At 69.6% G+C, this 22,852-nt stretch carries 21 protein-coding genes; 7 read left to right on the top strand and 14 right to left on the bottom strand.

Annotated elements, in window-relative coordinates:
- Window positions 1-51 precede the first annotated feature (51 nt).
- On the top strand, window positions 52-1,386 hold the full coding sequence (locus STROP_RS00830; protein ID WP_011904086.1) for an ABC transporter substrate-binding protein: 1,335 nt from the start codon (window positions 52-54) through the stop codon (window positions 1,384-1,386).
- Between the two features lie 115 nt (window positions 1,387-1,501).
- On the opposite strand, the gene STROP_RS00825 is transcribed toward STROP_RS00830, so the two are convergent.
- The gene (locus STROP_RS00825) at window positions 1,502-2,245 is read right to left on the bottom strand and encodes an enoyl-CoA hydratase/isomerase family protein (protein WP_026274680.1); all 744 of its coding nucleotides are present in this window, start codon (window positions 2,243-2,245) and stop codon (window positions 1,502-1,504) included.
- Window positions 2,242-3,099, bottom strand: a complete 858-nt coding sequence (locus STROP_RS00820; RefSeq protein ID WP_011904084.1) for a 3-hydroxyacyl-CoA dehydrogenase family protein — start codon at window positions 3,097-3,099, stop codon at window positions 2,242-2,244. The genes STROP_RS00825 and STROP_RS00820 overlap by 4 nt, the downstream gene beginning before the upstream one ends.
- 235 nt (window positions 3,100-3,334) lie before the next feature.
- On the opposite strand from STROP_RS00820, the gene STROP_RS00815 reads away from it, so the two are divergent.
- Entirely contained in the window at window positions 3,335-3,715 is a 381-nt protein-coding gene (locus STROP_RS00815; RefSeq protein WP_026275904.1) for a PPOX class F420-dependent oxidoreductase, read from the top strand.
- A 122-nt stretch (window positions 3,716-3,837) separates the two neighbouring features.
- On the opposite strand, the gene STROP_RS00810 is transcribed toward STROP_RS00815, so the two are convergent.
- A complete protein-coding gene (locus STROP_RS00810) occupies window positions 3,838-4,047 on the bottom strand; it encodes a BldC family transcriptional regulator (RefSeq protein WP_007073996.1) in 210 nt (69 codons plus the stop codon).
- Between the two features lie 252 nt (window positions 4,048-4,299).
- Window positions 4,300-5,139: a DUF8083 family protein gene (locus STROP_RS00805; RefSeq protein WP_026274682.1), complete on the bottom strand. Its 840-nt coding sequence runs from the start codon at window positions 5,137-5,139 to the stop codon at window positions 4,300-4,302.
- A 218-nt stretch (window positions 5,140-5,357) separates the two neighbouring features.
- Between STROP_RS00805 and STROP_RS00800 the strand changes: the two genes are divergently transcribed.
- Both STROP_RS00800 and STROP_RS00795 read left to right on the top strand, forming a co-directional pair.
- Complete coding sequence (locus STROP_RS00800) at window positions 5,358-6,440, top strand: Glu/Leu/Phe/Val family dehydrogenase (RefSeq protein WP_011904081.1); 1,083 nt, start codon at window positions 5,358-5,360, stop codon at window positions 6,438-6,440.
- A gap of 291 nt (window positions 6,441-6,731) precedes the next feature.
- A complete protein-coding gene (locus STROP_RS00795) occupies window positions 6,732-6,947 on the top strand; it encodes a DUF3073 domain-containing protein (protein WP_011904080.1) in 216 nt (71 codons plus the stop codon).
- Between the two features lie 214 nt (window positions 6,948-7,161).
- Here STROP_RS00795 and amcA read toward each other — a convergent pair whose 3' ends face one another.
- The 5 genes from amcA to STROP_RS00770 all read right to left on the bottom strand — a co-directional run bounded on the left by amcA (window position 7,162) and on the right by STROP_RS00770 (window position 11,940).
- Window positions 7,162-7,398, bottom strand: coding sequence for a multiple cyclophane-containing RiPP AmcA (amcA, locus tag STROP_RS00790; protein ID WP_011904079.1), 237 nt, complete (start codon window positions 7,396-7,398; stop codon window positions 7,162-7,164).
- Window positions 7,367-8,470: a cyclophane-forming radical SAM peptide maturase AmcB gene (gene amcB, locus STROP_RS00785; RefSeq protein ID WP_026274683.1), complete on the bottom strand. Its 1,104-nt coding sequence runs from the start codon at window positions 8,468-8,470 to the stop codon at window positions 7,367-7,369. The genes amcA and amcB overlap by 32 nt, the downstream gene beginning before the upstream one ends.
- A 166-nt stretch (window positions 8,471-8,636) precedes the next feature.
- Complete coding sequence (gene purM / locus STROP_RS00780; protein ID WP_011904077.1) at window positions 8,637-9,791, bottom strand: phosphoribosylformylglycinamidine cyclo-ligase; 1,155 nt, start codon at window positions 9,789-9,791, stop codon at window positions 8,637-8,639.
- Between the two features lie 61 nt (window positions 9,792-9,852).
- Complete coding sequence (gene purF / locus STROP_RS00775) at window positions 9,853-11,433, bottom strand: amidophosphoribosyltransferase (RefSeq protein ID WP_011904076.1); 1,581 nt, start codon at window positions 11,431-11,433, stop codon at window positions 9,853-9,855.
- Between the two features lie 153 nt (window positions 11,434-11,586).
- Window positions 11,587-11,940, bottom strand: a complete 354-nt coding sequence (locus STROP_RS00770; protein WP_026274684.1) for a sterol carrier family protein — start codon at window positions 11,938-11,940, stop codon at window positions 11,587-11,589.
- A gap of 132 nt (window positions 11,941-12,072) precedes the next feature.
- Between STROP_RS00770 and STROP_RS00765 the strand changes: the two genes are divergently transcribed.
- Window positions 12,073-14,094, top strand: coding sequence for a carboxypeptidase-like regulatory domain-containing protein (locus tag STROP_RS00765; protein WP_043535545.1), 2,022 nt, complete (start codon window positions 12,073-12,075; stop codon window positions 14,092-14,094).
- A 164-nt stretch (window positions 14,095-14,258) separates the two neighbouring features.
- Here STROP_RS00765 and purL read toward each other — a convergent pair whose 3' ends face one another.
- The 3 genes from purL to purS form a co-directional block, all read right to left on the bottom strand.
- Window positions 14,259-16,733, bottom strand: coding sequence for a phosphoribosylformylglycinamidine synthase subunit PurL (purL, locus tag STROP_RS00760; protein WP_011904074.1), 2,475 nt, complete (start codon window positions 16,731-16,733; stop codon window positions 14,259-14,261).
- A 67-nt stretch (window positions 16,734-16,800) separates the two neighbouring features.
- The gene (gene purQ / locus STROP_RS00755) at window positions 16,801-17,481 is read right to left on the bottom strand and encodes a phosphoribosylformylglycinamidine synthase subunit PurQ (RefSeq protein ID WP_011904073.1); all 681 of its coding nucleotides are present in this window, start codon (window positions 17,479-17,481) and stop codon (window positions 16,801-16,803) included.
- Entirely contained in the window at window positions 17,478-17,741 is a 264-nt protein-coding gene (purS, locus tag STROP_RS00750) for a phosphoribosylformylglycinamidine synthase subunit PurS (RefSeq protein ID WP_018829531.1), read from the bottom strand. Before purS ends, purQ begins: the two co-directional genes overlap by 4 nt.
- A 391-nt stretch (window positions 17,742-18,132) precedes the next feature.
- On the opposite strand from purS, the gene STROP_RS00745 reads away from it, so the two are divergent.
- Together STROP_RS00745 and STROP_RS00740 are read left to right on the top strand one after the other, a co-directional pair.
- The gene (locus tag STROP_RS00745; protein WP_011904071.1) at window positions 18,133-18,816 is read left to right on the top strand and encodes a S1 family peptidase; all 684 of its coding nucleotides are present in this window, start codon (window positions 18,133-18,135) and stop codon (window positions 18,814-18,816) included.
- 23 nt (window positions 18,817-18,839) lie between these two features.
- A complete protein-coding gene (locus tag STROP_RS00740; protein ID WP_011904070.1) occupies window positions 18,840-19,406 on the top strand; it encodes a YbjQ family protein in 567 nt (188 codons plus the stop codon).
- A gap of 76 nt (window positions 19,407-19,482) precedes the next feature.
- Here STROP_RS00740 and purB read toward each other — a convergent pair whose 3' ends face one another.
- Together purB and argS are read right to left on the bottom strand one after the other, a co-directional pair.
- Window positions 19,483-20,907: an adenylosuccinate lyase gene (gene purB / locus STROP_RS00735; protein WP_011904069.1), complete on the bottom strand. Its 1,425-nt coding sequence runs from the start codon at window positions 20,905-20,907 to the stop codon at window positions 19,483-19,485.
- A gap of 88 nt (window positions 20,908-20,995) precedes the next feature.
- Entirely contained in the window at window positions 20,996-22,714 is a 1,719-nt protein-coding gene (gene argS, locus STROP_RS00730) for an arginine--tRNA ligase (RefSeq protein ID WP_011904068.1), read from the bottom strand.
- Window positions 22,715-22,852 lie beyond the last annotated feature (138 nt).

Below are 22,852 nucleotides of genomic sequence, written 5' to 3'. Positions count from 1 at the left end.
CGAGGCACGCTACCCTGCGTAGCGTACCGTCGCGCCCGAGGAAGGACGCCGATGCTGATCTCACGCGCCGCGCGAGCTGCCACCCTGGCCGCCTGTGCGACGTTCCTACTCGCCAGCAGCGCCTGCGGGACCGACGAGTCCGACCAGGTCACCGCTAGCCCGGTACGCCTCTACGGCACCGACGGCACCATGCTCAACTCGTTCCCCACCGAGTTGGGGGACCGGGCCGACCTGGTCGACGGGATGAAGGGCACCACACCGCTGACCCCGCTGCCGGAGGACTTCAAGGACCGGTTGCGTTCGATTGACCCTGACCTGACCAGCTTCGTCTATGCGGCGGAGACCTACGACGCGGTGCTGATCAGCGCGCTCGCGGCGCAACTCGCCGGCACCACCGATCCGGCGGCTGTCGCGGAACAGATCGTCGGGATCACCAACGGCGGCCAGCGGTGTGAGACCGCCGTTACCTGCCTCGCGCTGGCCCGAGACAGACAGGACATCGAATACCGCAGCGTCTCGATCACCCGAGGTGGATTCACCGCGGCCGGCGAGCCTTCCACCGCCAGCTACGCCACTCTGCACTTCGACGGAAAGCAGATCAACGACGCCAAGACGGAGTTCCTCGGTGCGGGCTTCGAGTCGACCGCGAGCAACTCGCCGCCACCGGATGCCGCGAGGGCCGGCCGGAACGGTAAAGCCCCGCTGGTGCTGGGGGGCCTGCTACCGCAGACCGGTGACCTCGCGCTGTCCAACCCGCCCCTCGCCGCCGGCGCTGCCCTCGCAATTCAGGAGATCAACGCCGCTGGTGGCGTCCTTGGCGCCCCGGTCACCTGGATCGACGGCGATGACGGCACGAATCCGACGGTCGCCAAGGCGACCGTGGCGCGCCATGCCGCCGCCGGCGTCCACGTCATCATCGGCGCTGGCGCGTCCGGCATCTCCCGGGCAGTGCTACCCGACGTGGTACGGGCCGGGCTGGTGCTGTTCTCCCCGTCGAACACCGACGCGAGCCTCACTGAACTGGACGACGAGGGCCGCTATTTCCGAACCGCCCCACCCGACAGCTTGCAGGGCCGCGCGCTGGCCGACGTTATCTTGCGGGACGGCCCGCAGCAGATCGCCATCGTGGCCCGGCAGGACTCCTACGGCGAGGGCCTACAGAACATCGTGCAGTCCGAGCTGGAACGGGCCGGCGTCGACCCGGACCGACTCAAGCTGATCACGTACCAACCACCGGAGGGCACCGACGTAGCAGCGGTCGACTTCGCCTCCGGTGTCCGCGAGATCAAGGAATCTGGAGCCGACGCTGTCCTGATCATCGGGTTCAGTGAGTCGGCCGAGCTGATCCGGGCCCTCGCCGACGCGGGGGTACCGCTGCACCACTGAGCCTCCATCGGGTGGTGGCCGCACCGGAGCACCCCGCCGCCGACCAGTGTGCACACGTCCGCTGCGGCCACCCCGAGTGTCTACACGCCGACTGTCCCTGCCGATATCGCCCGGTTCAGGACCGGCTCCGACGCTCGAGAAAATCGGTCATCCGTCGGTGCTTCTCCTCATCCTCGAAGAGCACCGCCTGACTGACCAGATCCAGGTGGGGGTGCGCGGCGGCCGGAGCGTCCACGGCCAGCTTGGTCAGCCGCAACGCGAGCGCGGAGCCCTTCGCCACCTCGTCGAGCAGGGCGTGGGCCGCCGGCAGCAGCTCGGCCGGCTCGGTGACCACCTGGTTGACCAGACCGATCCGCAGGGCCTCCGCAGCGTCCACCCGCCGGCCGGTGAAGAGCAGCTCCTTCGCCCGTGCCTCCCCGACCAGCGCCGGTAGCCGGTGCGTCGCCCCCGCCCCGGCCAGAATGCCAAGCCGCACCTCGGGCTGCCCGAAGAAGGCACGCGAGGTGCACACCCGTAGGTCGCAGGCGTACGCCAGCTCGGCACCACCGCCCAGGGCCGGCCCATCAACCGCGACCACGGTCGGCATCGGCAGCGCCCTGATCCGGGTGAAGACGGCCGAGTTGATCGCGGCGAGGGCATCCAACCGGTCGCGCTCGCGGAGCTGCCCGATGTCGGCGCCCCCGGCGAAGATGCCTTCGGCCCCTCCGGTGAGCAGCAGCAGCCGTGGCCGGGCCTCCAGTTCGGCGCAGAGTTCGTGGAGCGCCTGGACGAGGTCGACGTCGATGGCGTTGCGCTTCTCCGGGCGGTCCAGCATCGCCACCACCCGGTCGGCCTGTTCGTCGATCCGCAGGCCGGTCACGCCTTCACCCCGTTCTCCCATCGATAGAAGCCCTGGCCGGACTTCTTACCAAGGTGTCCGGCGGCCACCATCTCGACCAACAGCGGGGGCGGCGCGAACCGCTCCCCGTACGCAGCCGCGAGGGTACGGGCGATGTCGAGCCGCACGTCCAGCCCGACCAGGTCGGTGAGCTCCAGCGGCCCCACCGGATGCCGGTAGCCAAGCATCATCGCCTTGTCGATGTCCGCTGGTTCCGCCACCTTGTCGGCGACCATCCGAATCGCCTCCAGACCAAGCGTCACTCCCAGCCGCGAGGTGGCGAAGCCGGGCAGGTCACGTACGACGACAGGATCCTTGCCCAGCCGAGCGGCGAGCGCGATCGCCGCGTCAGTGCTCTCCGGTGCGGTCCCCGGGCCGACCACGACCTCGAGCAACGTCATCGCCCAGACCGGGTTGAAGAAGTGCAGGCCGAGGAAACGCTCTGGGCGGGTCAGCCCCTCGGCCAGCTGGGCGATCGAGATGCTGGAGGTGTTGCTGGCCAACAGCGCAGGATTGAGGTTCTCGGCGTCGCGCAGCACGGAGCGCTTCAGGTCGACCCGCTCGGGGACGGCCTCGACCACGACGTCCGGGCTGGCGCCGACCTCGGTGAGGCTTCCCCGAAGGGTCACCCGGGATCGGTTGGCGCCGGCCTGCTCGACAGTTATCCGACCCCGGCCAACCGCCCGGTCCCACAGCTCACCGAGGCGCACCGCGGCGGCTTCGCCCCGGGCCGGATCGACCTCGACCAGGTCCACGTCGTGGCCGGCACCGGCGGCCACGTACGCGATTCCGAGGCCCATCGTGCCGGCCCCGACCACGACCCAACGGTCACCCATGCCGTCTCCTCCCTCTGGCGGTGAGCCGGGGATCACCCGTGCCGTCCCGCCTCGTCGTGTCGCTCGTCCCCGCGACCCTATTGGTTGGGAGGCGCCACGCGGCAACCCGGCACCGGGCGGAAGGATTTCCCGGATGGACACCGCCGGGGCCGTTCCACGACCAGGTCTGAGGTACACGGCACGCCGTCGGGCTCACTGCCCGGTCAGCCGGCCGCGGAGTCGTATCCTTGGCGGCGTGACCACGCTGGACCGACTCGCGACCGAGAAATACATCCTGCTCACGACCTTTCGCAAGGACGGCCGTGCGGTGCCGACCCCGGTCTGGGCGGTCCGTGACGGCGATGCGCTCGCAGTCTGGACCGTTACCGGCTCCGGCAAGGTGAAGCGGATCCGGCGCAGCGGCGATGTGACCGTCGCCCCCTGCGATGTCCGAGGACGACCGCACGGTCCGGCGGTACCCGGTCACGCCGCGCTCGCCGACTCGGCGGGCACCCGGCGGGTCCGCGGCCTGATCAAGGAGAAGTACCGGGTACTCGGCCGGCTCACCCTGCTGGGGAGCCGGCTACGCCGGGGCGAGCAGGGCACGGTGGGGATCCGGGTCACGCTCAAGGGTTGAGCTGCGTTCGCCCCGCGGAGACCCTCCGGGGGGCGAGCCGCGTTCGCACCCCCAGGAATCCCGTAGGGCGGTGGACAGACCGTCCACCGCCCTACGCACGTTTTCCGTTGGTGCTCACCCGGTCAGTCCCCCTGGCGCTGCTGGGGGATCTGCCCCTGCAACAGCGCTCTGACCTCCGATTCCCGGTATCTGCGGTGCCCGCCGAGGGTCCGGATCGCACTCAGCTTTCCGGCCTTGGCCCAACGGGTCACCGTTTTCGGGTCGACACGGAACATCGACGCCACCTCGGCCGGCGTGAGCAGCGGCTCCGGTTCGTGCGTTCGCGATGCCATGGGTCACTCCTCCACATGTATAGACATCGGCCGGGGTCCCGCCGGCCGACGCGTCTCCCATGGTCCGGCTAGTCCCCGATGTCCGACATGGGCCGAACGGCCGAACGTCCCTAGACGGACGGATGAACCATGACCGAATTTTTCGCCTTTAATATGACAGGACGCACCTTATCTACTCTCATGATCACGGTTCGTGACGTATCAAGTGCGAATGGCTCCCAGATTGGCGAGGTGGAATCAGCTGATTTGGCGTCAGTTGCACCGCTCGAGCAACTGCACCGCACGCCACCGCGCGACCAGCTTGTCGTAGGCCGATGACGCCTCCTCCGCCTCACCCCGAGACAGCCCGGCCAGGCCGGCGGCGACCAACTCCGGCGAGTCGTCAGCCGCCAGGGTCTCGTCGGAGAGCAGCGACACCAGCCCGCCGTAGTCCAGTTCCACCACCGACCGTGGATGGAACTCCTCCAACCAGCGCGCGGCCTCCTCCACCGCCTCGGTGATCGGCGCGGCACCGACCGACTTCCGCAATACGGCGAGGGCTCGCGACGAGCGACGGCGGGCCTTGGAAATCTCCGTCCGGTACCGCAGTGCCCGCCGGCCGGGCTCGGTGACCTGGTGCCGCTCCGCCGGCTCGAAGAGGACGAACCACCGCAGCGGCACGCCCCACGTGGCGATCTGCTCGTGCACCCGGGGAACGCCATGCTCCAGGACGCGCGCCCCGCTCCGCCAGTCGTCAACCACCGCCTTGGCCTTTCCGGCGAGCACCGGCGGCACAAAGGCGTCAGCCAACACCGGGGGTACGCCATCGCGGGCGTTCAGCGCCGCCTCGGCGACCCGGATACGCAGGTTCCACGGGCAGACCAGCAGAGTGTCATCGGCCTCCAGGACGTACGCCTCGTCTGGCAGATCCGGCAACCGCGTCCAACCCGCGCCGAGCGCCTCGATCACCGAGGTGAGCTGCCGGCCGGGCCCCTCCACCGGGGCGACAGCCCGTCCCTGCTCGACGTAGCGCCGCCAGTACGCCTGGCGGCTACGGTCAAAGGCAGTCAACGGTTCGTACACGCGCAGGTATGCGGCGAAGAGCGAGGGCACGGCGCGATCCTCCCACGAGTCGGATGCGAATCCCTGGTGGCACAGTTTCGCGTGCACTCCGGGGAGTCGCCGGGCGGCTGGTCCCGCCGTACGGACGCACACGTCGGTGACGACGGAGACGATGTCGGCCGATACTAGGCTCAGCGGCACCGGCAGCATCCCGCCGGCGTCCGCAGGTCCGCGGCCCACAAGGCCGCACACCACACCAGGAGTGAGTCATGGGCGTATTCGCCACCACTGACGCCCCGGCGTCGGTCGGCCACGAGCAGGTCGTGTTCTGCCAGGACAAACAGTCCGGCCTCCGAGCGATCATCGGCATCTACTCCACGGCACTGGGGCCCGCACTCGGCGGCACCCGGTTCTACCCGTACGCGAGCGAGGAGGCGGCCCTCGCCGATGTGCTCGACCTCTCCCGCGGTATGGCGTACAAGAACGCCCTCGCCGGGCTGGACCTGGGCGGCGGCAAGGCAGTCATCTGGGGGGATCCCGAACAGCTCAAAAGCGAGACCCTGTTGCGCGCCTACGGCCGCTTCGTCGCCACCCTGGGTGGCCGCTATTACACCGCCTGCGACGTTGGTACCTACGTCGCCGACATGGACGTGATCGCCCGAGAGACCCGGTTCGTGACCGGCCGTAGCCGTGAGCACGGGGGCGCCGGCGACTCCTCGATCCTCACCGCCTGGGGCGTGTTCCAGGGCATGCGCGCCGCGGCCGAGCATGCCTGGGGCACGTCGACGCTGCGCGGACGACGAGTCGGCGTGGCCGGCCTGGGCAAGGTCGGCAAGCATCTGGTCGGCCACCTCCTCGACGACGGCGCCGAGGTCGTGGCGACCGACGTGAACCCACGGGCGCTGGCCTGGGCGCGGACGACCCATCCGCAGGTGACACTGTTGGACGACGCCAGCGCGCTGGCCGCTTCCGACATTGATGTGTACGCCCCGTGCGCGCTGGGGGGCACGCTCAACGACCACACCGTTCCGGCGCTGCGGGCGACGGTGGTCGCCGGGGCGGCGAACAACCAACTCGCCCACCCGGGCATCGAGAAGCTCCTCGCCGACCGGGGCATCCTGTACGCGCCCGACTACGTGGTCAACGCCGGTGGTGTGATTCAGGTCGCCGACGAGATCGAGGGCTTCAACTTCGACCGCGCCAAGCTACGGGCGACGAAAATCTACGACACCACGCGGGAGATCCTGGGGCTCGCCGATGCCGAGGGGGTGCCACCGGCGGTGGCCGCGGACCGACTGGCCGAGCGACGGATGGCCGAGGTGGGCCGGCTGCGAACAGTCCTTCTACCCTGATCACGGCCCAGGGGCGGGCCGGGCTGGTTCCGCCCCTGGGCCGCGACAGCGACGCGGCGCGGTTAAGCTGGATTCACGGTGATTCGCCTGCTGTTAGGGGTGCTCCCCGGATTGGCCCTTACCGAGTACACTGGGTGACGACCGGCCCGCTGCGACGCGCGGAGCCGGGCGACGGTAACCCGAGGTGCCGAACGATGGCATCTCCATGTACCGTAAGAGCCACGAGAGATGCCTGACGTCATCGGGGCCCGCCTTCGGGCTGCCCCGCATTCTGTGCGAGGGGGTCGAGCCATGGGGCGCGGCCGAGCTAAGGCCAAGCAGACAAAGGTGGCCCGGGAGTTGAAGTACCACTCCCCGAACACCGACCTCGCCGCCTTGCAACGCGAACTCGGCGGCAGCCACAAGTCGGACCACGACTTCGACGACGACTACAAAGAGTATGTCGACGACGATGACGAGGACCACGTGGACGACGACCCGGACAACCGGGCTCGTCCCAACCGCTGACCCCTGGTCGCAACTGAGCACGCGGATCGACCGCGTGCTCATGTCTGTGCCCATCGGTCGGCGGTCCCCGACGGAAGCAGGGCATGTCTCGGAGTGCTGGCAGTGGCTCCGAGACATGCCCTGTCCGGCAGGTGGCAGGGGAGCACCGGAGCAGGGCGGACGGCTCGGTGTAGGTAGCCAGCCGGCGCAGCGTAGCTCGCGGTAGCCAGCCGGCTCAGCGTGGACGGTTGTTCCAGTTGTAGAACGTCGGGATGTTCTCGAAGTGGTTCCAGGCGCAGACCGCGCTGGAGGTGCCGTCTCCCGCCGCCTCCGCCCGTAGGTGGCGGGCCGCCTCGGCCTCGCGAAGCAACGTGGTGAGGTCGGCGCCAGCGACGCGGATCCGATCGACCACGTCGTCCGAGACCGCGCCCGCCGTGCGCTCAGGTTGCCGGGGACCGGTGTTCTCGGGCATGCTCCAACACTCCCTCCAGTAGGCGGATCTTGCTGTTGCGGCAGTGCTCGGTCTCCGTACCGTCAAAACGTCCCTGCTCGAAGTAGCGATTGGCCGCGTGACCACCGCCGCAGAAGCCGAAGTAGGAACACGATGCCCGGCAAGCCTCCACCCCGGCGAGGAACTCCCCGACCCAGGGTGTCGCCGCGGCCTCGGCCAGGATCTCTGCCAGCGAAGTGACCAGCACGTTGCCGCTGCTGAAGTCGCCGTACCGGGGGTTCGTGAAGCCGGCCAGTTCGGGCGAGAGCACGGTCACCGAACCGTCGTGGCCGACCGTGGGGATCGGATCCAGCCGGCGGGGCAGCACCTGGTCCTCGACGCCGTCCAACACCGCAGCGGCGTACCGCAGGGACCACTCAACCTCACGCAGGTGGATACGGGGGTTCCGGCGCCAGGCCGCCACCAGTTCTGACCAGAAGGCGGTCACCGCAGCCGCGTCGTGGCAGTTGGCCCGCGTATTGACCCCCTCGGTCTCCTCGATGTTCACGCCCACCACATCCGGGCCAAGATCGAGGAAGAAGTCGTACAGTTCGCGGGCGAGACCCAGCTCGGGGCGCCCCACCACGGCCAGCGCGGAGAACGGCAGCCCATGTCGACGCAGCGCCTCGACTCCCCGCATGATGTGGGCATACGCGGGACGCCCGCCCCGAGTGACCCGATCCACGTTGCGCTCCCGCGGCCCGTCCACGCTGACACTGACCCGGATCTGGTGCTCCGCGAAGAATCGACACCAGGCGTCGTCGATCAGCGTCGCGTTGGTCTGGACGTGATGCTCGACCTCCGGCCCGAACGGGGCAATCAGCGCGCCGAGCAGCTCCTGCCCGGCGGCGAGCGGCTCGCCACCGTGCCACACGACGGAGAATCGCCCGGCCCGCGCCCATGGATTGACCGATGCGGCCACCGCCTTCGCCACGCCGACCGGCATCCGCCGGTCGGCGTGGCGAAGCGGGAGGTAGCAGTACACGCAGTCGAGATTGCAGAGCGTGGTTGGCTGCATCACCACATAGGCTGGGACGGCGGCCAAGCCGCGCATCCCAGCTGTCGACCGCCCCCGTACAGCCATCGCCCTCCTCTGCCAGGCCTGGGCGCTGAAGCGACACCCCGACGTGCCCGGCAACGTTGAGGGTGCTCCTCAGGCTAGGCGGAGTCGGCCACCCGGGTGAAGCCCTGATCGGCAGTCCATCCGGGCGTCGGAGCGATCAGCCACGGGTGTGCTGCCCGACCAGCTGAACGTTGCCAGTACCTTCGATGATCTCGCCGGCCTGCCACGCGTCCACGCCACGGCCGGTGAGAGTGGCCAGCGCGCGGTCGGCGTCCTCGGCGGAGACGATCGCGAACATGCCGACGCCCATGTTGAACGTCGCCTCCATCTCCGGGGCCTCAATCCGTCCCTTGGACTGCACCAGGTCGAAGATCGGCTGCGGCTTCCAGGTGGCGCGATTGACCACCGCGTCCACGTGCTCCGGCAGGACCCGGACCAGGTTCCCCGGGATACCACCCCCGGTCACGTGGGCGAATACCCGGACCTCCGCCTCAGCGATCAGCTTCAGGCAGTCCTGGGCATAGATCTTGGTAGGAGTCAGCAGTTCCTCACCGAGGGTGCGCTGCCGACCGAAGTCCTCGATGACCACGTCGAGCCGCATCCGGCCGGCACCGAGCAGCACGTGCCGGACCAGGGAAAACCCGTTGGAGTGTAGGCCGGACGCGCGCATCGCGATCACCACGTCGCCGACCTCCACCCGCTCGGAGCTGAGGATTCCGCTCTCCTCCACCACGCCCACCCCGGTGGCTGAGATGTCGTACTCATCCGGGCGGAGGACACCGGGGTGTTCGGCGGTCTCCCCACCCAGCAGGGCACAACCGGCGTAACGGCAGCCATCGGCGATGCCAGCGCCGATCTCGGCAACCCGGTCCGGGACAACCTCCCCGGTGGCGATGTAGTCGAGCAGGAACAGCGGCTCGGCACCGCACGCCACCAGATCGTCCACGACCATGGCGACCAGGTCGATGCCGACCGTGTCGTGAATGTCGAGCTGCTGCGCGATCACCAGCTTCGTGCCGACACCGTCGGTGGAGGAGGCCAGGATCGGGCTCTTGTACTTCTTCGTGTCCAGCCGGAACAGGCCGGCGAAGCCACCCAGGTCGCCCATCACCTCTGGCCGTCGAGTCTGCTTCACCTTCGACTTGAGCAGCTCAACCGCGCGGTCGCCCGCCTCGATCGAGACACCGGCATCCAGGTACGAGGCCGAGCGTTTGCGCACCGGGCGCCCGGTGGCGGTGGTCCAGGGCTGGCGGTCACCGCCGGCACCGGTCTGGCTACTTCCTGCGCCGCTGCGCTCGGACACGTGCGTCACGGTTCTCCCCTTAGATGGTCCTGGTGCGAACCGGCGATGGCCGGGCCGTACCCGGATGGTGCTACCGGATGTGGGTGGTCGGCTCTTCCGGGTCGGGGCGCGGCACCCGCGCCGAGCTGAACGCGTCGTAACCGCTGTGGGCGGCGACGAACGGAATGGCGTGCGGTTCGGAGGACTCGGCGGTGACCCGCCGACCGACCCCCTCCAGCACGTGCTTACCGATCAGGCTGTCAGCGGGCAGTTCGATCGGATACTCGCCGTCGAAGCACGCACGGCAGAGCCGGCTCTTCGGTTGCTCGGTGGCCGCGATCAGACCGCTGAGCGACACGTAGCCGAGCGTGTCGGCGCCGATCGACCGCCGGACGCCCTCGTTGTCCAGGCCGTTGGCGAGCAGCTCGGCGCGGGTCGCGAAGTCGATGCCGTAGAAGCATGGCCAGGCAACCGGCGGCGAAGAGATCCGGACGTGCACCTCCAGCGCACCGGCCTCGCGGAGCATTCGCACAATGGCCCGCTGGGTGTTGCCGCGGACGATGGAGTCGTCCACGACGACCAGCCTCTTACCCCGTACGTTCTCGCGCAGCGGGTTGAGCTTGAGTCGAATACCGAGCTGCCGCAGCGTCTGCGACGGCTGGATGAAGGTCCGCCCGACGTACGGATTCTTCATCAACCCGGCCCCGAAGGTAATGCCGGACTCTGCCGCGTAGCCGATCGCGGCGGGGGTGCCCGACTCAGGCACGGGGATCACCAGATCGGCCTCTACCTCATGCTCCCGAGCGAGCTGACGGCCGATCTGCACGCGTGCCGCGTGCACGTTCCGGCCGGCGATAGTGGCGTCCGGACGGGCGACGTAGACGTACTCGAAGAGGCAGCCCTTCGGCTCCGGTGCGGCAAAGCGGGCAGAGCGGAGCCCGTCCTCGTCGATCGCGATCAACTCGCCCGGCTCGACCTCCCGGACCACGCTGGCACCGACGATGTCGAGCGCGGCCGTCTCGCTGGCCACGACCCAACCGCGCTCCAACCGGCCCAACACCAGCGGACGGACCCCGTACTGATCGCGGGCCGCGTAGAGCGTCGACTCGTCCATGAAGACGAAGCTGAACGCTCCCTGTAGCTGCGGCAACACCTCCAGCGCGGCGGCCTCCACCGACAGGTCGGGTCGGCTGGCCAACAGCATGGTCACCAGCGAGGTGTCGCTGGTGGCCCCGTCACCGGCCAACGCCCGCTCGCCGGCCTCCCGGTACAGCTCGGCCGAGTTGACCAGGTTGCCGTTGTGGGCCAGAGCGATCGTCGTGCCGGAGGCGGTGGATCGGATGGTCGGCTGGGCGTTCTCCCAGGTGGAGCCACCAGTGGTCGAGTAACGCGCGTGGCCGATCGCCACGTGCCCGCGCAGGCTGGCCAGGGTCGGCTCGTCGAAGACCTGGGCTACCAGGCCAAGGTCTTTGTAGACCACCACGCCCGTGCCGTCACTGACGGCAATGCCAGCCGCCTCCTGCCCCCGGTGCTGCAACGCGTACAGCCCAAAGTAGGTCAGATTGGCGACCTCCTCGCCGGGCGCCCAGACACCAAAGACGCCACAGGCGTCCTGGGGGCCGGGACGCTGGGGGTCAAGGTCGTGGCTCAACCGGCCATCGCCTCGGGGCACCTGCCGCTCCCTCTTGCTGGACTGGCCAGGCGAATCATGAGATCCGCTCCTCGGCCGGGACCGCTTGTCGTCGCTGACAGTGTACGCGAACCCTCACCTACACAGAAAGTCACGAAATCACTGCATCCTGTAACGTTCAACCTCTGTCACCTGCTAAAGCGGCAGGTACGGAGCCAGGTCTGCGCGGACCCCACTGACCCGTACGCGACCCGTGGCGACCGCTTCCACCCAGGAGACACGTCCCGTGGCGACCCGCAGCCAGGTCTCCGGGTCCGTCTCGACCACGTTCGCCGGGGTACCACGGGTGTGCCGGGGGCCCGAGACACACTGCACTGCGCCGTAGGGTGGCACCCGCACCTCCACCGATCGACCGGGTACCCGCTCCGCGAGCACGGTCAACAGGGCACGGACCGCCGCCCGGAGTACCGGACGATCGGGGATACGCCCTTCATCGAACGCCGACAGCGCCGCCACGACTGCAGCGGTTCTAGCGTACGAAGGGGTCACAGCGGGACGATACGGCGCGCGCGCGGATGCTCTCACACCGGCCCTGGGTCGCGCCGATCCGACTGGACAAGGCATAGTAGCCCACGGCGTATTCGTACCGTGATGATCCCTGGCCCGGCGACCGCCGGCCACGTGGGATTCCAGTGGAAGGCGGTGGACGTGTCAACACACCGACGTGCCTGGAAGCAGCGGGCCGGTGTGGTCGTGGCGTTGCTGGTTGGTGCCCTGCTCACCGTCCCCGCCACCCCGGCCTCCGCCGCCCTCGGGGTCAACAATGTCTCGGCCTCACCGAGCCGGATCGAGGCGGGCGGGACCACAACGGTCAGCTACTCGATCGAGATCTCGGACGACAAGCCCGCCGACGTGACGGTGACGTCCAGCAACGGAAAGCTCACCTGCGTCGACGGTTGCAGCCGCAGCGGCGTCAACCAGAGTCAGGACTTCCAGGCCAGCTTCCAGCTGGCCAGCGACACGACCAACGGACAGGCCACGATCACGGTCACCGCAGTCGACTCCGACGGCGAGAAGAGTCGCACTACCAGGGTCACCCTGGTGGCCAAGCCGGAGCCAGAGCCGCAGCCCAGCCAGGCCCAGACGGTGAAGTCGGTCTCCGGCGAGGTGGTCAATCAGAGCACCGGCAGCGCGGTACCGGGAGCCTTGGTCGTCCTCAGGGACTCCAGGAACAACAAGTTCGACACCATCACCGACAACGGTGGGAACTTCCGGTTCACCGGTAGCACCCAGAACCCGATCACCCCCGGCCGACTCGACATCGGCGCGAGCATGGACGGCAGCACCGCCACCAAGACGCTGAATGCCTCCGCCGGGCAGAGCGTCTCCGGCCAGCGGATCTCACTCAGGATCCAAGAAGAGCCGACCGCGAGCCCCAGTCCGTCGACGAGCATCGATGCGGCACCGACCGTTGGAGTGGATGAAGAGACCGAGGAGCCGATCGAAGCCGCCGTGGATGTCCCCGTGGCGGAGGCCAGCGACGAGGGGTCCGGCGGCACCGGTTCACTGCTGATCATCCTGCTCGGTGGCCTTCTCGTGGCAGCCGGCGTCGGCACCATGGTGTTGCTGTGGCTACGCCGCAAGGAAAACGACGACGAAGACGAGGCGGGCGTCAACCCTTCCGGCGCGGCCACAGGTGCCGTCCCGGTTGCCCGCGGCGGCTACGGCGGCGCCGACGATCAGACGCGGATCGTGAACCCGACCGCGGCGGCACCGACGATGGTCGGCGGGGACCCTTCCCTCGCCGACGCTCCCACGATGATGCACAGCCCGGTGGTCGACGATGTCCCACCGGACCCCTACGGCGCTCCGCCGCAGCCCTATGGCGCGTCCGCCGGCCAGTCCAGCTGGACCGACAGCGGCTACGGCGCCACGCCCCCCGCCTCCGGTGGCGGCTACGGCGGCAGTGACTACGGCACGTCCTCCCCGGCTGGGACCGGCTACCCTCCCAGTTCTGGCGGGCCGTACGGCCACGAGGAGCGGTACGACGAGATGACCGGCCGCTACCAGGCCGACGCCACGCAGTACCCGGCCCCGGCCGACCCGTACCCCACCGGGAGGTACCAGCAGGACGCCGGCTACGGCCAGGCCGAGCCCGCATACGGACGCGGTGCTGAGCCGACCAGTGGCTACGACCAACAAGGCGGCTACGACGGCCACGGCTACGACCAGCGCGGCGGCTACAACCAACAGGCCGGCTACAGCCAGGACACGCCCGCACAGTACGGCGGCTACGACCAGCACGGCGGCTACAACCAACAGGCCGGCTACGGCCAGGACACACCCGCCCAATACGGCGGCTACGGCCAACAAGCCGGCTACAGCCAGGACACACCCGCCCAATACGGCGGCTACGACCAGCACGGCGGCTACAACCAACAGGCCGGCTACGGCCAGGACACACCCGCCCAATACGCCGGCTACGGCCAACAAGCCGGCTACGGCCAGGAGCTGCCAACCCAACGCGGCGGCTACGACCAACAGGCCGGCTACAGCCAGGACACACCCGCCCAATACGGCGGCTATGACGACCGTGGGTATGGCCAGGGCGGCTACGGGGACCCGACACAGACCGATCGGGCTCGGTCCGACGCTCCCCCGCCGGACCGGGGCGGTCGCCGGCTGGACTGGCTGGACGACTGACGACGGACGGTTGAGGGCCACCCGAAGCCGGGTGGCCCTCAACCGTCTGTTCTGGGGGTCTTGACATTCCTGGCAACGACATCCGGCCCGGCTGAGATCAGCCGGGCCGGATTGCCCTCACCAGGATCGGGTGCCGGAACCGGGCGGGGCCGGTGCGGCGGTGGTCACGCCTGTTCGCTCGGTCCCCCAGGCTGTGGCTCGGAGCTGGCCGGCGTCGCCGTGTCGACCGGCGAGGTGGCGAGTTCCGCTCCGCCGAAGAGGCGGGGCAGGGTAGCGCTGTGCGCCGCGCGCAGCTCCGCCAGACTGAGGCGGAACTGCCCGTGCACCTCCAGCGCACCAGCGGCCGGGTCGGTGACACCGATCAGCTCGCACGGCACGCCGTGCTCGGCGGCCAGCGCGGTGAACGCCTTCTCGTGCCCCCGCGGCACCGAGACCAACACCCGGCCAGCGGACTCGCTGAACAGGAAGACGAACGGCATCGAGCCGCCGGTGAACTGCTCCGGCAGGGTCACCCGGGCGCCGACGCCCTGACGCAGGCAGGACTCGACCAGGCCCTGCGCGAGACCGCCGTCGGAGAGGTCGTGCGCGGAGCTGAGGTGCCCGCCCCGGGCCGCCACCGCCATCAGGTCGGCGATCGCCCGCTCGCGGTCAAGGTCCACCCGGGGAGGTACGCCGCCGAGGTGTTCGTGGGTGGCCCACGCCCACTCCGAGCCGGACAACTCCACGTGCGTCTCACCCAGCAGGTAGATCTGGTCATGACCGCCGTCACGCGGGACAAAGCCCATCGGGACCCGGTCGGCCACGTCGTCCAGCACGCCAAGGACGCCCACCACCGGGGTCGGATGGATGGCTGCCGCGCCGGTCTGGTTGTAGAAGCTGACGTTACCCCCGGTAACCGGGATATCCAGCTCGCTACAGCCGTCGGCGATGCCCCGGACGGCCTCGGCGAACTGCCACATCACGCCCGGGTCCTCCGGGGAGCCGAAGTTGAGACAGTCGGTGACGGCGATCGGCTTGGCACCGGTCACGGCCACGTTCCGGTACGCCTCGGCCAGCGCGAGCTTGGCACCGTGGTACGGGTCGAGGCGGGCGTAGCGGCCGTTGCCGTCGACGGAGAGCGCGATGCCGACACCACTGCGCTCGTCGATCCGGATCACGCCCGAGTCCTCGGGCTGGGCGAGCACGGTGTTGCCCAGCACGTACCGGTCGTACTGCTCGGTGACCCAGGTCTTGTCCGCGAGGTTCGGCGAGGCGATCATCCGCAGGACCGTCTCCCGTAGGGCCTCCGGGTCACTCGGCCGGGGCAGGGTCTCCGCCCGGTCGGCCTGGAGCAGGATCAGGTCGGCCGGCTCCCGCATCGGCCGGTTGTACACCGGACCGTCGTCAGCCAGCGAACCCGGTGGGACGTCAACGACCAGATGGTCTCGCCAGGTGACGACCAGGCGGCCCGGCTGCCCGTCCGCTGCCCGTGGGGTGACCTCGCCGATCGCGGTGGCGATCACGCCCCACTTCTCGGCGGTCTTGAGCACCGCCTCCAGCTTCTCCGGCTCGACGACCAGCAGCATCCGCTCCTGGGACTCGCTGGCGAGGATCTCGTGCGGCTCCATCGAGGGTTCCCGCAGCGGTACCCGCTCGAGCCAGACCCGCATGCCGGTACCCGCGGCGGCGGCGGTCTCGGCGAGGGCACACGTCAGCCCGGCGCCGCCGAGGTCCTGGATACCGACGACGAGCTGCTCGTCGTAGAGCTCCAGGCAGGCCTCGATGAGCAGCTTCTCGATGAACGGGTCGCCCACCTGAACCGAGGGACGACGCTGCTCGCTGCTCTCGTCGAAGGTGGCGCTGGCCAGCACCGACACGCCGCCGATGCCGTCCCGGCCGGTCTTGGCGCCCATCAACACCACGACGTTCCCGTCGCCGGCGGCGGCCTTGTTCTGGAGTCGGTCGATCGGCAACACCCCGACGCAGAGGGCGTTGACCAGCGGGTTGCCCTGGTAGCAGGGGTCAAAGACGACCTCGCCGCCGATGTTCGGCAGGCCGAGGCGGTTGCCGTAGCCGCCGACCCCGGCGACCACGCCGGGTAGCACGCGAGCGGTGTCGGGGTGGTCGGCCGCGCCGAAGCGCAACGGGTCCATCACCGCGACCGGGCGCGCGCCCATGGCGAGGATGTCCCGGACGATACCGCCGACGCCGGTCGCCGCGCCCTGGTAGGGCTCGACGAAGCTCGGGTGGTTGTGCGACTCGACCTTGAAGGTCACCGCGAGTTCGTCGGAGACCCGGACCACGCCCGCGTTCTCACCGATGCCGGCGAGCAGTCGGTCGCTGGACGGGGCCTTCTCCCCGAACTGCCTCAGGTGAACCTTGCTCGACTTGTAGGAGCAGTGCTCGCTCCACATGATCGAGTACATGGCCAGCTCGGCCTGGGTGGGCCGACGGCCGAGCAGCTGCCGGATCCGCTGGTACTCGTCGTCCCGGAGACCGAGATCGACGTAGGGCTGAAGCTCGTCCGGGCTCTCGCCGGCGTGGGGGACGGTGTCCACGCCCCCGGCCCAGCCGGTGACGGCAGCGCCTCGGTCAGGCGCGGCCGTCGGTCCGGCTGCTGCGGCGTCTGAGGTGTCCCGGACCGGGTCCTGGGTGGTCATGACCTCTCCTTGTTACGCACCGGACCGCCCGTCGGGCGGGTGAGCCGACCGATGATGCCGCCTGTGGTCACGCCGCGGTCCCCACCAGGTGCTTGAGCGCCGAGGTGAAGAAGCCGAGGCCGTCCAGGGAGGGGCCGGTGAGCTCCTCCACCGCGTGCTCCGGGTGGGGCATGATGCCGACGACGTTTCCGGCGGAGTTGGTGATCGCGGCGATGTCTCGCTGGGACCCGTTTGGGTTGCCCACGTAGCGGGCGACCACCCGGCCCTCGGCTTCGAGCTGGTCCAGCGTCGCGGCGTCCGCGACGTAGCAGCCCTCGCCGTTCTTGACTGGAATCAGCACCTCCTGGCCGGGCTGGAACGCGTTGGTCCAGGCGGTGCCGGCCGACTCGATGCGCAGGACCTGGTCCCGGTTGCGGAAGTGCAGGTGCTGGTTTCTGGTCAGCGCACCGGGCAGCAGGTGGGCTTCGCAGAGGATCTGGAAGCCGTTGCAGATGCCGAGCACCGGCAGACCCGCTCGGGCGGCGTCCACGATCGGCGCCATCACCGCGGCGAACCGGGCGATGGCGCCGCAGCGCAGATAGTCGCCGTACGAGAAGCCGCCGGGCAGGACAACGGCGTCCACCCCGTGTAGCTGCGGGTCTGCGTGCCAGAGGCGGACCGGCTCGGCGCCGGCGAGCCGGACGGCCCGTGCTGCGTCCCCGTCGTCGAGTGAACCGGGGAACGTGACCACGCCTACTCGGGCGGTCACGGTTGGGCGTCCACGGTCTCGCCGTCCTCGGCCAGACGGATGGTGAAATCCTCGATGACCGGGTTGGCGAGCAGCTTGTCGGCGATCTCCCGAGTTCGGTTCAGATCTGGCTCCCCGGTGAACTCGATCTCGATCCGTCGGCCGATCCGGACCGAGGCGACGTCGGTGACGCCGAGCCGGGGCAGCGCGTTAGCGACGGCCTGTCCCTGCGGATCGAGGATCTCGGGTTTAAGCATGACGTCGACGACGACGCGAGGCACTGGGCACTCCTGACTGTGTACGCAGTTGGGTGCCGACCCACTAGGGGCGAGCGCAGCCAGCCTACCTGGCAGATACCGCGCCGGCCGCACCGGCCGCACATGGTTTGGGCGATCTCCGTCGCAGTTAAGGCGGGACACCAGGACCGATGCATTTCTGTTGCGTTCCCGATGCGGTTTCGTTGCCACCCACCTCATGGTTGGCGGACCTACCGCTCGGCGATACCAACCAATACAGCATGGATTTCCGTCAATGTAAATCCTTGCGAACCGCCTCCCAGGGGCCCTACCATAAATCGCCATACATCAATACAGTTCTACCGCTGGCCTGCCCCGCCCACCAGCGGGCAGGCGAAACCCGGCCACCCAGGCACCCACCTCCGAAGGAGCCCTCATGCGCATCCGATCCCTGGTCGCGGTCCTCGCCACCGCGGTCGCCGGCGTGCTCGGCGCCAGCTCAGGCGCCGTCGCCAACCCCGGCCCCACCCCCCTGATCATCGGCGGCGGCTACGTCTCATCCGCGCCGTGGGCCGCCGCCGTATTCAGCAACGGCTCGTTCACCTGCTCCGGCACGATCATCGCCCCGGAGTGGGTGCTCACCGCCCGACACTGCGTCGGCGGGTCGATGTCGGTCCGGGTCGGCTCGGTCTACCGCTCCTCCGGCGGCACCACCCGCTCCGTCACCGCCGCCTACGGCCGGTACGACCTGGCTCTGATGCGGCTGAGCAGCTCGGTCAACACCAGCTACGTGACGCTGGCCAACAGCAACCCGCCGATCGGGTCGACCAACTCGATCTACGGCTGGGGGATGACCTGCTACAGCGGCTGCTCGGCGTCCAGCCAGCTGAAGACCGCAAACGTCCGGGTTACCAGCAACAACGCCAGCGACGCGTACGGCGGACAGGCGATCCAGACCAACCGGATCAACGGCAACGCCTGGCGGGGTGACTCGGGCGGACCACAGTTCTACAACGGCCGTCAGGTCGGCGTCGCCTCCCTCGCCAACGGCGTCAACCTCCAGATCTACGGCAGTGTCGCGTACAACCGCTCCTGGATCACCTCGATTTCCGGTGTCTGACGGTTAACGCCGCCGCGGCGCGGATGGCCGGCCACGTGCCGACCGTCCGCGCCGCGCTGTTTTTCACCATCCGATCAGGTGAACAAGGCCCACGTTCGGCCCCAGCGTCGGCTGACAGCATCGGAACCGTGCTGGTCGTGACGACGGATCAACTACCCGGTTATGAGGTCCGCCAGATCCTCGGCGAGGTGGTCTCCTCGATGGCCAGGACCCGTAACCCGTACCGCGAGGGCGTGAAGAACCTCCGTGGCGGCGCGTACGACCCGATGGCGCCGGACAACCTCACCCGCTGGCGTGCGGACTCGGTGGCCCGCCTCGGCGAGGAGGCCCGCCGGCTCGGCGCGAACGCGGTGATCGGAATGCGGTTCGACAGCCGGGACTGCGGCGAGATGTGGATGGAGATCTGCGCCTACGGCACGGCCGTGATCGTGGTACCCCGAGTACCCGACGTCATGCCCCCCGACCAACCCCTGGTCGCCGCGGAGACCGCAAACGAGCCAAGGATCGCGCCCGAGCCCAGCGGCATCGGCGAGCCGGCCACCGCGCCCGACCTGCGTAGTGCGGCCGAGACCCCCACCCCCGAGGTCTGACCCACCGCGACCCGACCCGACCCGCAAGGATCAGCGACGACGCCGGTGGCCCGGGGCGAGCCGCGCAACACGGTGATCAGAGGATCGGCGGCGGGGCGTACGTGGCGGCGGCGGGATGGCGGTCGAGAACCTCCGCGACTCGCTCCACCACGGCGTGGACCTGGGCGGGGGCAGCGCCGACGAAGGCCGTGCGGTCAGCCACCAGGTCCGCGATGTCGGCACGGGTCAACGTCAGCCGGTCGTCGGCGGCGAGCCGGTCGAAGAGATCGTTCTCGGTGGCGCCCTTCTCCCGCATCGCCAGCGCGACCGCGACCGCGTGCTCCTTGATCACTTCGTGGGCGACCTCCCGCCCGACGCCCCGCCGTACCGCCGCGACCAGGATCTTGGTGGTGGCCAGGAACGGCAGGAACCGCTCCAACTCCCGGTTGACCACGGCCGGGTACGCGCCGAACTCGTCCAGCACGGTGAGGAACGTCTGGAACAGCCCGTCGGCGGCGAAGAAGGCATCCGGCAACGCCACCCGGCGCACCACCGAGCAGGAGACATCCCCCTCGTTCCACTGGTCGCCGGCGAGTTCGCCGACCATCGACAGGTAACCACGGATGATCACCGCGAAACCGTTCACCCGCTCTGACGATCGGGTGTTCATCTTGTGCGGCATCGCGCTGGAGCCGACCTGGCCCGGCTGGAAGCCCTCGGTGGCCAGCTCCTGGCCGACCATCAGCCGGATCGTGGTGGCCAACGACGACGGCCCGGCCGCCACCTGGGCCAACGCCGAGAGCACGTCGAAGTCGAGCGACCGCGGGTAGACCTGCCCGACGCTGTCCAACACCCGGCCGAACCCGAGGTGCTCCGCCACCCGGCGCTCCAGCTCGGCGACCTTGCCGGCGTCCCCGTCGAGCAGGTCGAGCTGGTCCGCGGCGGTGCCGACCGGGCCCTTGATCCCCCGCAGCGGATACCGCCCGATCAGGTCGTCCAGCCGCTCGTACGCGATCAGCAGCTCCTCCGCCGCCGAGGCGAAACGCTTGCCCAGCGTGGTGGCCTGCGCCGCCACGTTGTGCGAACGCCCGGTCAGCACCAGGCCGGAGTGCTCGACGGCGAGCTGGGACAGCCGGGCCAGGGTGGCGACCACACGGTCCCGGATCAGCTCCAGGGACGCCCGCACCTGAAGCTGCTCGACATTCTCGGTCAGGTCCCGGGAGGTCATGCCCTTGTGCACGTGCTCGTGCCCGGCGAGCGCGCTGAACTCCTCGATCCGCGCCTTCACGTCGTGTCGGGTGACCCGCTCCCGCTGCGCGATCGAGGCCAGGTCGACCTGGTCGAGCACCCGCTGGTACGCCTCGACCACCCCGTCCGGCACGTCCACGCCGAGATCCCGCTGCGCGATGAGCACGGCCAGCCAGAGCCGCCGCTCCATCCGAATCTTCTCCTCCGGGGACCAGAGGGTGACCAGCTCGGGGGAGGCGTACCGGTTGGCGAGCACGTTCGGGATCGTCGTCACGGCCCTATTCTCCGGTACCCGGGCGCAACGTCCCCGGCCGGGCCGCCGCCGGCCACGCGATCCGGCGCGCGGCCGGCGCGCCCGGTCGCTACATCCGGTCGGGGGTGGCGATGCCGAGGAGGTACAGGCCCTGCCGGAGGACCCGGGCGGTGAGGTCGCAGAGGGCGAGCCGGCTGTCCCGCACCGCGTCCTCAGCCCGCAGGACCGGGCAGGCTTCGTAGAAGCCGCTGAAGGTGGTGGCGAGGGTGTGCAGGTAGCCGGCGAGCCGGTGGAACTGCAGGGTCTGCTCGACGTTGGCCACCACGGCTCCGAAACCCGCCAGTTCGAGGGCGAGGGCGTGTTCGGCCTGGTGCCGGATCGTGATCGGGGCGGGAATGAACTGCTCGATCTCGGCCCGACGGAAGATGGACCGGATCCGGGCATGGGCGTACTGCAGGTACGGGGCGGTGTTGCCGTCGAGGGAGAGCATCCGCTGCCAGTCGAAGACGTAGTCCTTGTTCCGGTCGGTGGACAGGTCGGCGTACTTGATGGCACCGATACCGACCGCGCGGGCGACGTCAGCGACCTCCGTCGCGGAGAGGTCGGGGTTCTTCTGCCGGGCCAACTCGGCGGCCCGGGTCACGGCCTCGTCGAGCAGCCCGACAAGTTTGATCGAGTCACCGGTCCGGCTGCGCAGCATCTTGCCGTCCGAGCCGAGGATCGAGCCGAAGCCGAGGTGCTCGGCCCGCGCCGGTGACCTCAACCAGCCGGCCTGCCGCGCGACCGCGTACACCAGCTCGAAGTGCTGACGCTGCGGCAGACCGACGACGTAGAGCAACCGGGTCGCGCCAAGGCACTGGGTGCGGTGGCGGATCGCCGCGAGGTCGGTGGCGCCGTAGCCGTAGCCGCCGTCCCGCTTCCGCACAATGATCGGTAGCGGCTGCCCGTCGCGGCCGGCGAAGCCGGCCGGGAAGACGCAGGCGGCGTCGCCGCTCTCCCGCAGCAGGCCGAGCCGATCCAGCTCGTCGGTCACCGGGGCGAGCCGGTCGTTGTAGTAACTCTCCCCGCAGAAGTCCTGCTCGGTCAGGAGGACACCGAGCTGGTCGTAGACGGTGAGGAAGTACTTCTCCGACTCGGCGACGAGCTGCCGCCACAACCGCAGCGTCAGCTCGTCCCCACGTTGCAGGGCGACCACCCGCCGCCGGGCCCGCTCCCGGAACCCGTCGTCGGTGTCGAACGTGGCCCGGGCCGCCTTGTAGAACGAGTCCAGGTCCCCGACGGACAACTCGTCGGCGGCCTCCGACTCACCCAGGTCGAGCAGGTGCTCGATGAGCATCCCGAAGGGGGTGCCCCAGTCGCCCAGGTGGTTGGCCTTGATCACCTGATGCCCGCGCCATTCGAGCAGCCGTACGGCGGCGTCACCGATCACGGTCGACCGCAAATGCCCGACGTGCATCTCCTTGGCCACGTTCGGCGCCGAGTAGTCGACCACAACCGTATCCGTGGCGGCGCTGCGCGCGATCCCGAGCCGGGTGTCGGCGGCCGCGGTCGACAGCAGCGTGCCGAGTGCCGAGTCGGCGACCGTCAGGTTGATGAAACCGGGACCGGACACCGTCACCGCCGAGCAGAGGTCCGCCAACTCCACCTGGCCCAGCACCTCGGCAGCGATGTCCCGTGGCCGGCGGCCAAGCCGGCGAGCCAGGGAGAGGGCGGCGTCGCATTGGTAGTCCGCGTGCTGCGACCGCCGCACGGCCGGATCGACCCGTTCGCCGGCCACCGCCGAGAACGCCGGTGCCAGCCGGTCCGCCAGCAACGTCTCAAGATCCATGAAAGGTACGCCAATCTCGGGGAGCAGATCGACGACCAGGGTGTCCGGCGGATCGATCCGCCGGACACGAAGGGGTCAGCTCAGGCGGTCGAGGAGGACTCGTCGGAGCTCGATGCTGGACACGGCCAGGAGACTACC

Origin of the sequence: Salinispora tropica CNB-440 (assembly GCF_000016425.1) — a bacterium.
GTDB classification, from domain to species: Bacteria; Actinomycetota; Actinomycetes; order Mycobacteriales; family Micromonosporaceae; genus Micromonospora; species Micromonospora tropica.
The sequence above is the reverse complement of the archived record's forward strand: the minus strand, read 5'-3'. Positions and strand labels throughout refer to the sequence as shown.

Coding starts and splice junctions, on each gene's coding strand:
- STROP_RS00830 (WP_011904086.1), top strand. CDS start 52: ATGCTGATCTCACGCGCCGCGCGAGCTGCCACCCTGGCCGCCTGTGCG.
- STROP_RS00820 (WP_011904084.1), bottom strand. CDS start 3,099: ATGGGTGACCGTTGGGTCGTGGTCGGGGCCGGCACGATGGGCCTCGGA.
- STROP_RS00810 (WP_007073996.1), bottom strand. CDS start 4,047: ATGGCATCGCGAACGCACGAACCGGAGCCGCTGCTCACGCCGGCCGAG.
- STROP_RS00800 (WP_011904081.1), top strand. CDS start 5,358: ATGGGCGTATTCGCCACCACTGACGCCCCGGCGTCGGTCGGCCACGAG.
- STROP_RS00795 (WP_011904080.1), top strand. CDS start 6,732: ATGGGGCGCGGCCGAGCTAAGGCCAAGCAGACAAAGGTGGCCCGGGAG.
- amcA (WP_011904079.1), bottom strand. CDS start 7,398: ATGCCCGAGAACACCGGTCCCCGGCAACCTGAGCGCACGGCGGGCGCG.
- amcB (WP_026274683.1), bottom strand. CDS start 8,470: ATGCGCGGCTTGGCCGCCGTCCCAGCCTATGTGGTGATGCAGCCAACC.
- purL (WP_011904074.1), bottom strand. CDS start 16,733: ATGACCACCCAGGACCCGGTCCGGGACACCTCAGACGCCGCAGCAGCC.
- STROP_RS00745 (WP_011904071.1), top strand. CDS start 18,133: ATGCGCATCCGATCCCTGGTCGCGGTCCTCGCCACCGCGGTCGCCGGC.
- STROP_RS00740 (WP_011904070.1), top strand. CDS start 18,840: ATGGCCGGCCACGTGCCGACCGTCCGCGCCGCGCTGTTTTTCACCATC.
- argS (WP_011904068.1), bottom strand. CDS start 22,714: ATGGATCTTGAGACGTTGCTGGCGGACCGGCTGGCACCGGCGTTCTCG.